The organism is Cedecea neteri NBRC 105707 = ATCC 33855, from assembly GCF_001571265.1.
GTDB classification, from domain to species: Bacteria; Pseudomonadota; Gammaproteobacteria; order Enterobacterales; family Enterobacteriaceae; genus Cedecea; species Cedecea neteri.
In genome coordinates, this window is record NZ_BCTL01000004.1 from 1 (window position 1) to 13,214 (window position 13,214).

The 13,214-nt window shown below is 51.5% G+C and carries 13 protein-coding genes; 5 read left to right on the forward strand and 8 right to left on the reverse strand.

Annotated elements, in window-relative coordinates; genetic code table 11:
* Positions 1–132: 132 nt before the first annotated feature.
* Genes potD through potA form a run of 4 tightly spaced genes read right to left on the reverse strand, consistent with a single transcriptional unit; the run spans position 133 to position 3,941 of the window.
* Positions 133–1,179, reverse strand: a complete 1,047-nt coding sequence (potD, locus tag CNE01S_RS01805; RefSeq protein ID WP_061272734.1) for a spermidine/putrescine ABC transporter substrate-binding protein PotD — start codon at positions 1,177–1,179, stop codon at positions 133–135.
* Positions 1,176–1,967: a spermidine/putrescine ABC transporter permease PotC gene (gene potC / locus CNE01S_RS01810; RefSeq protein ID WP_045782112.1), complete on the reverse strand. Its 792-nt coding sequence runs from the start codon at positions 1,965–1,967 to the stop codon at positions 1,176–1,178. Before potC ends, potD begins: the two co-directional genes overlap by 4 nt.
* Positions 1,964–2,821, reverse strand: coding sequence for a spermidine/putrescine ABC transporter permease PotB (gene potB / locus CNE01S_RS01815; protein WP_061272737.1), 858 nt, complete (start codon positions 2,819–2,821; stop codon positions 1,964–1,966). The genes potC and potB overlap by 4 nt, the downstream gene beginning before the upstream one ends.
* Entirely contained in the window at positions 2,805–3,941 is a 1,137-nt protein-coding gene (gene potA, locus CNE01S_RS01820) for a spermidine/putrescine ABC transporter ATP-binding protein PotA (RefSeq protein WP_061272740.1), read from the reverse strand. The genes potB and potA overlap by 17 nt, the downstream gene beginning before the upstream one ends.
* Before the next feature lie 284 nt (positions 3,942–4,225).
* On the opposite strand from potA, the gene pepT reads away from it, so the two are divergent.
* From pepT to CNE01S_RS01835, 3 genes are all read left to right on the forward strand, one after another.
* Positions 4,226–5,452, forward strand: a complete 1,227-nt coding sequence (gene pepT / locus CNE01S_RS01825) for a peptidase T (protein ID WP_061272743.1) — start codon at positions 4,226–4,228, stop codon at positions 5,450–5,452.
* A gap of 171 nt (positions 5,453–5,623) precedes the next feature.
* Entirely contained in the window at positions 5,624–6,142 is a 519-nt protein-coding gene (locus CNE01S_RS01830; RefSeq protein WP_061272745.1) for a hypothetical protein, read from the forward strand.
* Complete coding sequence (locus tag CNE01S_RS01835) at positions 6,139–6,492, forward strand: putative T6SS immunity periplasmic lipoprotein (protein WP_061272749.1); 354 nt, start codon at positions 6,139–6,141, stop codon at positions 6,490–6,492. Before CNE01S_RS01830 ends, CNE01S_RS01835 begins: the two co-directional genes overlap by 4 nt.
* A gap of 417 nt (positions 6,493–6,909) precedes the next feature.
* Here the strand turns inward: CNE01S_RS01835 and CNE01S_RS25700 are convergent, their stop codons facing one another.
* Positions 6,910–7,281, reverse strand: coding sequence for a hypothetical protein (locus CNE01S_RS25700; protein ID WP_245874268.1), 372 nt, complete (start codon positions 7,279–7,281; stop codon positions 6,910–6,912).
* Positions 7,281–7,637, reverse strand: a complete 357-nt coding sequence (locus CNE01S_RS01845; protein WP_061272752.1) for a DUF6864 domain-containing function — start codon at positions 7,635–7,637, stop codon at positions 7,281–7,283. Before CNE01S_RS01845 ends, CNE01S_RS25700 begins: the two co-directional genes overlap by 1 nt.
* An 877-nt stretch (positions 7,638–8,514) precedes the next feature.
* On the opposite strand from CNE01S_RS01845, the gene CNE01S_RS01855 reads away from it, so the two are divergent.
* A complete protein-coding gene (locus CNE01S_RS01855; RefSeq protein WP_061272757.1) occupies positions 8,515–9,045 on the forward strand; it encodes a hypothetical protein in 531 nt (176 codons plus the stop codon).
* 62 nt (positions 9,046–9,107) lie between these two features.
* On the opposite strand, the gene CNE01S_RS01860 is transcribed toward CNE01S_RS01855, so the two are convergent.
* Together CNE01S_RS01860 and CNE01S_RS01865 are read right to left on the reverse strand one after the other, a co-directional pair.
* Positions 9,108–9,506: a hypothetical protein gene (locus CNE01S_RS01860; RefSeq protein ID WP_061272761.1), complete on the reverse strand. Its 399-nt coding sequence runs from the start codon at positions 9,504–9,506 to the stop codon at positions 9,108–9,110.
* 110 nt (positions 9,507–9,616) lie between these two features.
* A complete protein-coding gene (locus CNE01S_RS01865) occupies positions 9,617–12,043 on the reverse strand; it encodes a DUF3772 domain-containing protein (RefSeq protein ID WP_061272764.1) in 2,427 nt (808 codons plus the stop codon).
* A 193-nt stretch (positions 12,044–12,236) separates the two neighbouring features.
* Here CNE01S_RS01865 and CNE01S_RS01870 point away from each other — a divergent pair, with 193 nt between their 5' ends.
* The gene (locus tag CNE01S_RS01870) at positions 12,237–13,214 is read left to right on the forward strand and encodes an ABC transporter substrate-binding protein (RefSeq protein ID WP_061272767.1); all 978 of its coding nucleotides are present in this window, start codon (positions 12,237–12,239) and stop codon (positions 13,212–13,214) included.

Consider the following 13,214-nt stretch of genomic DNA (forward strand, 5'->3'; position numbering starts at 1 on the left):
GGACACGTTCACCGTGCTGGAAACTTGTATAGAAAACAGATTTACGGGTGAACGGAATAACGACTGGGCTAAAGATCCCTTCCGGAATATTTTGAAAGAAAAATAGAGCTCCTTTCCTGAAAAGGAAAAACCCTATCTCCCCGCCTTTAACCTCTGATAATAAGACTCATACAGCGCGCTCGCGTCACCCACGTCGTTCTGCCACTCTCCGGCCTTAATCACTGCCGCATCCGGATACAGCGACTTATCTTCCGCCACGTTCTTCGGCAGCAGCTTGCGGGCTGCGAGGTTTGGCGTCGGGTAGCCGATGGTTTCCGCGACCTGTTTCGCCACGTCCGGGCGCAGCAGGAAGTTAATCAGCTTCAGCGCACCGTCGACGTTCTTCGCGTTGGCCGGAATCGACAGGTTATCCATCCAGAAAATCCCGCCTTCTTTCGGCCAGACTATTTCCAGCGGTGTCCCGGCCTGGCGGGCCACGTACGCCGAGCCGTTCCACACCATGCCGAGGTTCACTTCGCCTTCCATATACGGGTTGGCCGGGTTGTCGGAGTTGAACGCCGCCACGTTGGGCATCAGCTTTTGCAGCTCGTGGTAAGCGGCCTCAATCTCCTTCGGATCGGTCGTGTTGCCGGACAGCCCAAGCTTGCGCAGCGCCACCTGGAACACTTCGCGCGCGTCGTCCGTCAGCAGCAGGCTTTGCTTGTACTCCGGCTTCCACAGGTCGGCCCAGCTGGTGATGCTCTTAGGATCGATGGCTTCGCTGTTCACGCCAATCGCCGTGGCGCCCCAGATATACGGGATGGAGTAGTCGTTGTTCGGATCGAACGGCTTGTTCAGCATGTCAGGGTCGAGATTTTTAAAGTTGCTGAGCTGGCCCTTGTCGATCTTCTGGATCATGCCTTCTTTGCGCATTTTCGCTACAAAGTAGGTGGAGGGCACCACGAGGTCGTACGCGCCGTCTTTGTAGGTCTTGAGCTTGGCGTACATGGTTTCGTTCGACTCGTAGGTCGAATAAATCACCTTGATGCCGGTCTCTTTGGTGAACTGCTCGAGCAGGCCCGGCGGCACGTACTCGGTCCAGTTATAGAAATAAAGCGTCTTGCTATCGTCGGCATGCGCGGCGCCGAGGCTGAGCGCCAGAGCGCCCGCAGCAAGCAGGTGGCGTGGCCATTTTTTCATTTTAACGTCCCCTGAGGTTGAGTTTTATCGCGAAGAATTAGCTGGCTGGCGATCACCAGCAGCAGTGAAAGTAACAGCAGAATGGTGGCCAGGGCGTTTACTTCCGGCGAAACGCCGACCTTGACCATCGAGTAAATTTTTAGCGGCAGGATCTCGTAGCTCGGCCCGGTGACAAACGAAGATACCACCACATCGTCCATCGACAGGGTAAAGCTTAGCAGCCAGCCCGCCGCCACGGCAGGCATCGCCAGCGGCAGAATAATCTTGCGCAGAATGGTCAGCTCGCTCGCACCCAGGTCACGCGCCGCTTCCAGCATCTTCACGTCGAACCCTTTCAGGCGCGAGTAAACGGTGACCACCACAAACGGCAGGCAGAAGGTGATGTGGGAAAACAGCAGCGACCAGAAGCCGAGGGAAACTCCCAGCAGCATAAACAGTACCAGCAGCGAGATAGCCATCACGATGTCCGGGGACATCATCACCACAAACAGCATCCCGCTGACGAACGGCTTGCCGCGAAAGCGATAGCGGTACAGCGCCACGGCGGTAAGTGAGCCGATAAGCGTGGCGGCGCTGGCGGAAAACACCGCCATCGTCAGCGAATGCTTTGCCGCCTGCAGCAGGCTGTCGTTGTTCATCAGCAGGCTATACCAGTTGGTGGTAAAGCCCTGCCAGTTGATACCGAAACGCGAGCTGTTGAACGAATTCACGATCAGAATGATGATCGGAATATACAAAAAAGCGTAAATGGCGGACATAAAGCCGCCGCGAAGCAGGCGTCCGATCATTCCAGTTCCACCTTTTTATTCAGCAGGCGCGCCGCGCGCCAGTAAACCAGCAGCATCAGGCCCATCACCAGCGTCAGCGTAATGCTCGTCGCCGCGCCAAACGGCCAGTCGCGAATGTTGAGGAACTGGCTCTTAATCACGTTGCCAATCAGCAGGTTCTTCGCGCCGCCCATCAAATCCGACACGTAGAACAGCCCCATCGCCGGCAGCATCACCAGCAGGCAGCCGGCGACAATCCCCGGCATGGTCAGCGGCAGAATAATGCGGATAAAGGTTTGCAGCTTGCTGGCCCCGAGATCCCGCGCTGCCTCAAGCAGCGGCTTGTCCAGCTTCTCAATGCTGGAGTAAAGCGGCATCACCATAAACGGCAGCAGGATATACACCAGGCCAATGATCACCGCGCTCGGGGTGAACATGATGCGGATCGGCGTGTCGATAACCCCCAGCCAGAGCAGGAACTCGTTGAGATAGCCCTTGGTGCTGAGGAAAATCTTCAGCCCGTAAATGCGGATCAGCGAGTTGGTCCAGAACGGCACAATCAGCAGGAACAGCAGCAGCGGGCGCACCTTTGCCGGTAGCCGCGCCAGAAACCAGGCGAAAGGGTAGCCGAGCACCAGGCAGGCCAGCGTGGCTATCGCCGCCATGTTCAGCGAGTGCAGCAGCACCTGGGCGTACAGCGGGTCGGCCAGCCGGGTGTAGTTATCCAGCGTAAACACCAGGCTCACGAAGTTGTCGTTATCGCGAGTCAGGAAGCTGGTGACAATGATCATCAGGTTGGGCAGGAAGACAAACAGCAGCAGCCAGCCCACCACGGTGGCAATTACCACATTCTGGAATTTACGCGAGCTCTTCATCTGCCAGCACAACCTCCCAGCTTTCTACCCAGGTCACCGCCATTTTCTGATCCAGCGAGTGATCGACGTCCGGGTCATCTTCGTTAAAGAACTCGCTGACCATCACCATCTTGCCGTTTTCCAGCTCGACGGTGGACTCCAACGTCATGCCTTTATAGTTGCGTTCGCGCACGTAGCCAATCAGCCCGTCCACTTCTCTGGCGTCGTTTACCTCTTCCACGCGCAAATCTTCCGGGCGCAGCAGCACCTTCAGGTTTTGCCCGGCGGTAACCGGCTTGCTAACGAAGATATGGCACTCGCGGCCTTCGACGTTGGCCAGCACGCGCTGCTCGTCGATGCGCTCGATAACCGTCGCGTCGAAGATGTTGATCTCGCCGATAAAGCTCGCCACAAACAGGTTCTTTGGCTCTTCGTAAATTTCTCGCGGCGTGCCGTCCTGCTCAATCCTGCCGTCGCGCATCACCACGATGCGGTCGGACATGGTGAGGGCTTCTTCCTGATCGTGCGTGACGAACACAAACGTAATGCCGAGCTTGCGCTGCAGGGCTTTCAGCTCGTTCTGCATCTGCTTGCGCAGCTTGTAGTCCAGCGCCGACAGCGACTCGTCGAGCAGCAGCAGGCGCGGCTTGTTCACCACCGCACGGGCGATAGCCACGCGCTGCTGCTGGCCGCCGGAAAGCTGGCTCGGCTTGCGCTGGGCAAACTCTTCCAGCTGCACCATTTTCAGCGCTTCGGTCACGCGCGGGGTGATTTCCGCCGCCGGCGTTTTCTGCATCCGCAGGCCAAAGGCGACGTTTTCAAACACCGTCATGTGCGGAAACAGGGCGTAGCTTTGGAACACGGTATTGACGTGGCGGTGCTCGGCAGGGACATGGGTGATGTCCTGATTATCGAGCGTGATTTGCCCGGCATCGACGGTTTCCAGCCCGGCGATAAGGCGCAGTACGGTGGTTTTGCCGCAGCCTGAAGGGCCGAGCAGCGTCAGGAATTCACCATGATTAATGGTGAGAGAGAAGTCAGAAATTACAGATTTACCATCAAAGCGCTTGGCGACTCCCGCCAGGTTGACCAGCATGGAGTGCGAACGAGGCTGTTTTTTCAATTTTTTACGCTGTCCCATAAATGACGTATCCGGAGCGAAGGATACGGGGTTTGTGATTAACCACCTTGGGTTTTGGCACGTTGAGTAAGGGCTGGCATTCTACGGCAAAGCGAGGGGATCGCCAATCCCGATGGCCACAAAGCCTGGCCGTTATCGTCTACGGTTAAGGGTAAGTTTAACGGAGGCTTTGTCACGTTCCGGGAAAACTATTTTTTTCCGTAACCGACTAAAAGTGACCTGACGCAATATTTGCCTGATGCGGCTTATTGATAATTGATGTCACTAAAAACGAGGGTGGCTAAATGGATAAATTACTTGAGCGCTTTTTGCAGTATGTCTCTCTGGATACACAATCCAAGCCCGGCGTTAAGCAGGTGCCGAGCACCGAAGGGCAATGGAAGCTCCTGCGCCTGTTAAAAGAGCAGCTGGAGCAGTTGGGGCTGGTGGACGTCACGCTCAGCGACCACGGCACGGTGATGGGCACGCTGCCGTCGAACGTCGGGCACGCTGTCCCGGCCATTGGTTTTATCTCCCACGTTGACACGGCGCCGGACTTCACCGGCAAAAACGTGAATCCGCAGATCGTCGAGAACTACCGCGGCGGCGACATTGCACTCGGTATTGGCGATGAAATTCTTTCCCCGGTGATGTTCCCGGTGCTGCACCAACTGATGGGCCAGACGCTGATCACCACCGACGGCAAAACCCTGCTGGGCGCGGACGACAAAGCGGGCGTGGCGGAAATCATGACCGCCCTGGCGGTATTAAAAGGCAAAAATGTGCCGCACGGCGATATCCGCGTGGCTTTCACCCCGGACGAGGAAGTCGGGAAGGGCGCGCACTTCTTCGACGTCGAAGCCTTTAACGCCGAATGGGCCTACACCGTAGACGGCGGCGGCGTGGGCGAGTTGGAAAGCGAGAACTTCAACGCCGCTTCGGTGACCATCAAAATCGTCGGCAACAACGTGCACCCCGGCACCGCCAAAGGCGTGATGGTCAACGCCCTGTCGCTGGCGGCGCGCATCCACGCCGAAGTCCCGGCGGACGAAAGCCCGGAATGCACCGAAGGCTACGAGGGCTTCTACCACCTGAACACCATGAAAGGCTCCGTCGACCGCGCCGAGATGCACTACATCATCCGCGACTTCGACCGCGAGCAGTTCGAAGCCCGCAAGCGCCGGATGATGGATATCGCCCAAAAGGTCGGCAAAGGCCTGCACCCGGACTGCTATATCGAGCTGGTCATAGAAGACAGCTATTACAACATGCGCGAGAAGGTGGCCGAGCATCCTTATATTGTCGAAGTCGCCCAGCAGGCGATGCGCGACTGCGACATCGAGCCCATCATGAAGCCGATCCGCGGCGGCACCGACGGCGCCCAGCTCTCCTTCAAAGGCCTGCCGTGCCCGAACCTGTTCACCGGCGGCTATAACTACCACGGCAAGCACGAGTTCGTGACCCTGGAAGGGATGGAGAAGGCGGTGGCGGTGATTGTGCGTATTGCTGAGCTGACGGCGAAGAAGGGTTGATGGGCGCTTAGCTTTAGTTAACTGAAAGGGAAGGAGGCGAGAGCCTCTTTTCTTTTACCTATGTTTTCATATCTACAGGAGGAATGTGTTCTCAACCAATATTCTCTATGTGAATGTTAAAGGCATATTAGAACCAGGACGATAAATTACATATAAATAAAGGATGATTTTATGTTGAAAAGAGGCGGTTTAAGACTGCTAACAACCGGCGAGATTGCTCTCGCACAAAAGATTTTTGCATCATCAATTCGTTACCATCAAGTATGGATTCATCACGGGAGTTATCTTCCTTTCAATATTCAGGATAACAATACAGCCATGACGCCTAACGGCGAAATATGGTTTGAAACTAAAGTCTATCGGGATGATTACTCCACTGCCACGGTCGATTCACAGCATCTCTTCTTACATGAAATGGTGCACGTGTGGCAGCATCAGCGAGGTATGATGGTCAGAACCAGGGGCCTATTTTCCTGGGCGGTTGATTATTACTATGATCTTAATGGTAAAAAGTTATCCGACTATGGTATGGAGCAACAGGCCGCGATAGTCAGTGATTACTGGCTGTTATTGAACCATGGTTTTTATAAATATACTGAAAGCATCAAATATAAATATTATTCCCCAGTTGAAAGCGATAGAAACCTAAGCCTGAAATACAAGCGAGTGCTTGGGAGTTTTCCATTATGAAATATATATTTATTCTATTGATGTTGATGGTCTCTGGATGTGTTGGTGACCGACTTGATTTCAGACATGCCGGGAGTATTTTCCAAAAAAACAAAGACTATGTCTGTGTTAACTCCAAAAGAGACGATGTTATTACTTATTATATTTTAAGTTCATCAGAAGATAACTACCAGCATCCTTTGTTTTTTGAAAACTATGTTCAAAAAAAATACCCGGATCATTGTTTTAATCTGACGCTTAAGAAGGATGTAATCTATAACCTACTCTATAAAATGAATGATGTTAAGTATAGGGTTAATTTTGCGTTGGATGATGATGGTACAATAAAGCAGGGAGTGAATTATCTGTAATTAGTGAATAATGTGATGCATTGCATATTGGGATGTGTCACTTTTTTGGAGAAGATAAGAATGATTTTGTGTTTTTCGTGCGTTATTTAGATCTAAGTTTATTTCCTTTGACTAATAGTGAAATATGATTTTTATATGAGCTAAAGAATTAGCAGGAATGATGGGGTTATTACTTTTGAAAATGCCTGCATTAGGATGATTTATTATTATGATATTTTTAAAAGATGGTATTCAACATATTAGCAGCGTGTATTAAAATAATGTTTTCTTATTAATATAAAATTGGGGTGTCTGTCTTAAGGAATTTCGTTGTTTCTTTAATAATAAATTTCATTTTCATAAGAAACCATCAGTGCTAATGATGGTTTCTTATTAGTAAAATATCATTTTTATTTAACAAAAAATGCAACTTATCGCTCACTTATTAGCGTTTATACTTTCTTTGTGAGCATTATGAGATACTTCAACCCTTCCAAACATATAACCTAATGACAGTGTTATAATAGGTGTGAATATAGCCCATGATTCCTTTATGTTATCCAGAATGTTAACGCCCTTATTATTGAATATATCAACAATTATAAGTACTGCTATTAGGCATGCGTATAATGTTAAGGTGAATGTTATAACAAACCAAACAACACTACTTTTAGCGTCGTCTCCAGTACCAATCTTATCCGAATATTTTTCTATATTACTATTGATTACAGCAAATTGAGAGTTTGCATTATAAGTTGCTGAAATTCCCGCACTTACTCCATTTGCTGGTGTTGTGTTGAACTCAGGCATTATTTATCCTTCATGAAATTAATGTTAATCACTCTAGAGTCCAAATTAAAAAGACTGGTCCTGAAATTCAAATAATATTTTTTACCATCCTTAGTAAATACAAATTGAGGCTCAGATGATAAGCCTTCCTGCATAGGGGAATAGACTTTAAAGTTATAGCAGTGTACCGTCATTCCCTGCCCGTCAGCATCGACAATAGACTCTGCAACTCTATTACCATTATTCTTTGAAGGTTCCGTATAAAAAACCAGTGATATTTTAGCACCATCACCAAAATCAAATACTAGCTTGCCATTTGGTTTCATAGTTAGTGAACATGATTTTACTAACTCTTTACCATCAATTTCTATTTTCATATCATCTAATCTTGTAAGTAATTATGGTTAATATTGAAAAAACAAAAACAATGACTCCGGGCATGATAATAAGTTTTTTAATTTTGTGTAAGAACATATTTTTCTTAGATCTATGTATCATTTTTTCTAAAAGAAGAACAATAATCAGGAAAAAAATAATTGCCAGTTGTATTGAAAAAATAAGAGGAAAGTTCACAACTACCACCCATTTGAAATCATGTGATTTATAAGACACTTATCATTAGATAATAAATCAAACTGATTGCAATGCAAACATATTGGTTAACTCAGGTATGCATTTTGACGATTTCCAAGGAAAAATCAAGCTTCTTTTTAAGTTAATGAAAATAACAAAATCACTTGATGGCAGAGTGGGTTGATTTCATACAATTGGATAATGTCTATCCTTAAATTTAAGCTCTCTACTAATTTTAGCAACCTGAGGTTTCAGGTGACTTGCTTTCTTGACAGCTTTTAATTTGTAGAGTCAGGTAATATTAATTGATAGATTGTCGACAGGCTAAGAAAATCATTATATGAAATTATAAGAGGAGTAATGATGATGTTTGATTATTTCTTAGAGAAAACCTCCGTATCAAAAAAAGAGAAATTAAATATCACCAAAAAAGAGTTATGAAAGTGAAAATTATTTCTCAATGAAACGTAAGTTTCCAGTTATCACATTTCCGCGATCCCCCTCGAATTTTTTCAGTTTCCAATAATTTTAAACCAAACTACTGTTGACTTATCCAGTACAAAAAACAGAGGATAATAACCAAGAAGCAATAAAAGGCAACCGAAGAAAAAATTCGCCCCCGAAAGGTGCGCCAACACCAGACGAGGGCTAACCACAAAGTAACTAACCAGGAGTCACATCATGGCTAACGCCGATAGTAACACATTCACGCACGCGGAAATGATGAAGGATCAAACGATTATTGCTGAGGACATCGCAGCCTTATTAAAAATGCCGCTGGGCGCAAAGGACGACTTATTTCATGTGCTGCATATTTGCCGCGGCTGGATGGATGAATTAGCCGAAAGACATAGCCATGCGGAATATATCGCGCTGGTGGGGCGTTTGCTGGCGGGGTTTAACGTACTGAGAGTGGTCTTAACGCATCCGCTGCCGCAACACTTGATTGAGCAGTTAACGGTGGAAGAGGGGCAAGCGGCGGCACCCTGCACCGTGTCGGAGGCCGATTCCGATGTGCTCTGCGAATATTGCTGTGCCGTAACCCAGGTGCTGCTGGGTCAGCAGCTGGGGCAGGCTCAACAGGTGCAGATGACGGATCTTCTCAGTCAGCTGTTCAGCCTGCTGGAAGAGAATTTAACCGCGCCGCGCTTCGTGCGCACGAAGAAAGGGCTGGCGTGGACTAACGGCGAACTGGTGCAGGGTCTGCACTAAATAAACTGCGTCACGCCTTCGCTGTGACAAAGCACGGCGAAGGCGGGCAGGGAAAGTCAGTTTTAGTGTGGCTGTATCTTGAAGCTAACCTGCGTCGCATCGTCAGATATCGACAGCACTTTCCCGCTGTAGGTGGCAGAAATAAGGTTTTTATCATCCACCTGAATATTGGTAATGGTGCCATAGCCGACTATGAGCGGTGTCACAGTACTTAACTGGCGGGCAATATCGCTGTCGTCGCCACTTAATTGAGTGCTCAGGTAGTAGCGCCAGGCGACAGGGACGGTTGCACCGCCGCTGTTTTGTTCCGTCATATAAAGCCAGGTGTTGTGGCTGACCTGATATGTCCGTTTCAGGGGATAGATCGGGTTTGAGGGGCTGAAGTTCATCCAGACATAGCCAATCACAACCATCAGCAGAACGAGCGTTAAAAGCCGGTAGAGCCATTTAATCGCCAGCATGTATTTATATCCTTATAAATCCACAATCCATGTGGATGTTAAGGACTAAGACATCAGTATTCAACGCGGCGGCAGTAAAGTGTTAAGCCGCCCCGAAAACCCGGCTCAACCTAAGACGAAAACTCATCGTCATCGTCCAAAGCTTTCGCCCGCTGCTTCATAAAAACAACTTCCTGCGGGCTGGACAGATTTACCTCATTTTTGCGCAGCAGCTTGAGGATATTAAACAGCAGTTCGCTTTTGCTGGAGCCGACCATCCGCGGGCTGGCGACGTAGCCGGTTACGCTCAGGATAATGCCTTCTGGCCCCAGTTGGCTGAAGCGCACATACGGCGCAGGCGTCGGGAGGATCACCTCATAGTCCTGGTAGGCGCTGAGCAGCAAATCGCGCACCAGCTCCGGGTCAATATTGGTCGGGAAGGTCAGGGCGATGGTGACCACCCCCTGCGCGTTGCCCATGGTAGCGTTACGCACGTTCTGGGAAATCAGCTGCGAGTTGGGGACGATCATCGTCGAGCGGTCGCTGAGCTGGATCTCCGTGGCGCGCACGTTGATCCGCCGCACATCGCCCTCAATGCCGCCGATGCCGATCATATCGCCGACCTTGACCGGGCGTTCGGTCAGCAGGATCAGGCCGGAGATAAAGTTCTTCACAATCTCCTGCAGGCCAAAGCCGATCCCCACCGACAGGGCGCTGACAATCCAGGCCAGATTGTTCCACTGAATGCCCAGCGCGGCCAGGGTGATGAGGATCAGCAGCACGTAGCCGACGTTGGTAAACAGCGTAATCAGCGAGGCGCGAATGCCGATATCGGTAATGGTTTTGGGCAGCAGCTCCTGGCTGAGCCAGCGCTGGGTTACGCGCAGAATGTACAGGCCAATCACCAGGCAAAGCACGGCGTTCAGTAAATTGCCTGGCACGATGTGCAGCTGCTTCAGCCCGTCGCCGCTTAAAATCGCCACCAGCTTGCTGATCAACAGGCTCGGCGTGGTGGTGCCGAAGGTACCGTTAAACAGCGCGATGATGGTCATGAGTATCAGCGCGCATTTGGTGAAGGCGGTAAATACCACCGCCAGCTGCTCAAGGTGCCGGTCTTTAAACCGCAGCGACTTTTTCATCGCCTGGCCGGTGGTGGTGTGTGGTGAAAACACGGCGGCGAAAAAGTCGGTGGCGAAGGTCACCAGATAAAAAAACGCCACCAGCACCATGCCGAACCAGATGACCTGGTAAGTCAGGTAGCGGGCGAAAGCGATGTAGCCGACCAGCAGCGAAGCCAGAATCGCCAGCGAGGCGAGCATGACCAGCAGGCAGACTAAAGCGTCGAGCCGGGAGCGCTTCTCGGCGGGTTCGCCATTTCTTTCCAGCCGCCGGTGGGCGTGCTGGACGCGCAGCATCATGGCAAGCAGCACGCTGGCCATAACGGCAGAAATCAGCCCGTTGGCGCGGATCGTGGTGCCGAGGCTGGCGCCAATCGTATTATTAATCAGGTCGAGGCAGCCAATGAGCAGGCCGAGAATCGCCAGCAGCGGCGGGAAGTAACGCACGCTTTCCGCCACGCTGTCATCGAGCTGCACCAGCCGCCATGAAGGGCGGTTCAGGGAAAGAAACGCCCGGCCAGCGCCATAAATCAATGAGCAGAACACGGCCAACTGCACAAAGCCGTCGACAAAATCGCTCACCTGAGGAGAGAACTCCGCCACCCGCGAAAAGGCACTTTTTACAAGGGAAAGTGCCAGCACAATGGTAAACATGGTCACTAACGTGCTGGCCAGCGTATTGAAGCTGCGGCGCAGGCGGCCATCCGGCAACCAGGTGATGTTGATCCAGACCAGCAGGCGCTCAACCAGATAGCAGCCGGAAAACGCAATCGCGGCTGCGGCCACGAACAGCCAGAAGGTGCCCCAGAACCACTCGGGTTCCCAGGCCGCCTGCCAGGTTTCCAGCAGCCGATCGCCAAAGGCATTGAAGCGCTGGATATCCACGGCCTGTGTGTCGGCTTCCTGCAGCCAGAAGGTGGCGCTCAACATGCTCCCGCTGTTTGACGCCAACTGGGATTTAAAATAGGTGCGGCGGAGATCGTTAATCTGTATACCCAGCGCGCGGATATTGGTTTGCAGGCTTTGCGAGGTACTGATGGCCTCATCAATCTGCTTTTTGTCACTGTTCAGCGCGTTGCGCTGCTGGGACACGCTGGCGGTTTCATTTCCCGCCCCTGATTCCGGGGCTGGCCCCAACACCTGCAGCTGAGCCTGAACTTTCTCATGCATCGGCTGCAGCAGGGCGGCCAGGTTATCCACCTCCACGCCTAGCTTTTGCGTGGTGTCGAACAGCTTGATCAGCCGGCTGTCGGCATTGGTCTGGGAAACCTGCTGCTTAATGTTGTCTATTTGCGTCTTATATTGCTTTAACTGCCCGGCAATCTCTTTCAGGCTGGGTTCCTGGCCTTCGGTTTGCGCGGCAAGGGGGCTTGCAGCGTTCAGAAACAGGCCGAGAAATAACAGGCAGGTCAGGAGGAAAGTATGCAAAGTTTTGCTCATGGGATGGCGCTCAATGTCCCTATTAATATCTCCCAAGTATGGTCAGGCGGCGATCGGATTGCCATTTTTTATCTTCGGCGGGCCAGAGGGGTTACTTATCCTGCTAGTCTGAAAGATCTGCTCGCCAGGATCTGGTCATACTCTTGTCAGATTCGGCTGCTTTAATCGTCGCAACGGAAAAAATGGACATAATATGATGAAAAAACATGTGTTGTTGACGATGATGCTGGCGGTAATAAGCACTTCTGCTCTGGCAAAATCCACCTTAACGCTGTACACCAGCCAGCCAAACGAAGACGCGCAGACCACCGTCAGCGCATTCGAAAAAGCGAACCCGGACATTGAAGTGAAATGGATCCGCGACGGCACCAGCAAGCTGACCGCCCGTTTGCAGGCGGAGATGGCGGCCGGGGGCGCAGTGCCGGACGTGCTGCTGATTGCCGACAGCGTGACGATGGAATCCCTCAAGCAGCAGAACCTGCTGGCGGCCTACAAATCGCCGGAAGCCGCGCGCTTCGATGCCCAACTGTATGACAAAGACGGCTATTACTACGGCACCAAGTTGATCACCACCGGCATTGCGTACCACAGCAAAGCCCCGGTTAAGCCCACCTCGTGGCTCGATTTGCTCAAACCCGAGCTGAAAAACATGACCACGCTGCCAAGCCCGCTGTATTCCGGCGCGGCGCAGATCCATCAGGCTGCAGTTATGGGTGCCCCGACGCTGGGCTGGCAATACTACGAAAAGCTTAAGGCCAACGGGGCGATGCCGCAGAGCGGCAATGGCGCGGTGATGAACGCCATTGCCTCCGGCAGCAAAGCCTACGGCGTACTGGTCGATTACATGGCGATCCGTGAAAAAGCCAAAGGCGCGCCGATTGAATTTGCCTTCCCGACCGAAGGCGTAAGCATTGTCACCGAGCCGGTGGCGATGATGAAGGGCGCTAAAAATCCCGAAGCGGCGAAAGCGTTTATCGACTTCGTACTCTCTAAGGTCGGGCAGGAGCTGGTGCTGAAACAGGGCTATCTGCCTGCCGATGCGAGCCTGCCGGTGCCGCAGGGCTTCCCGCCGCGCGACAGCATCAAAATCATGCCGTTTGATGCCGCCAAAGCGCTCGCGGACACCGAAGCGAACAAAAAGCGGTTTGCCGACCTGTTCGGTAGCCGCTGA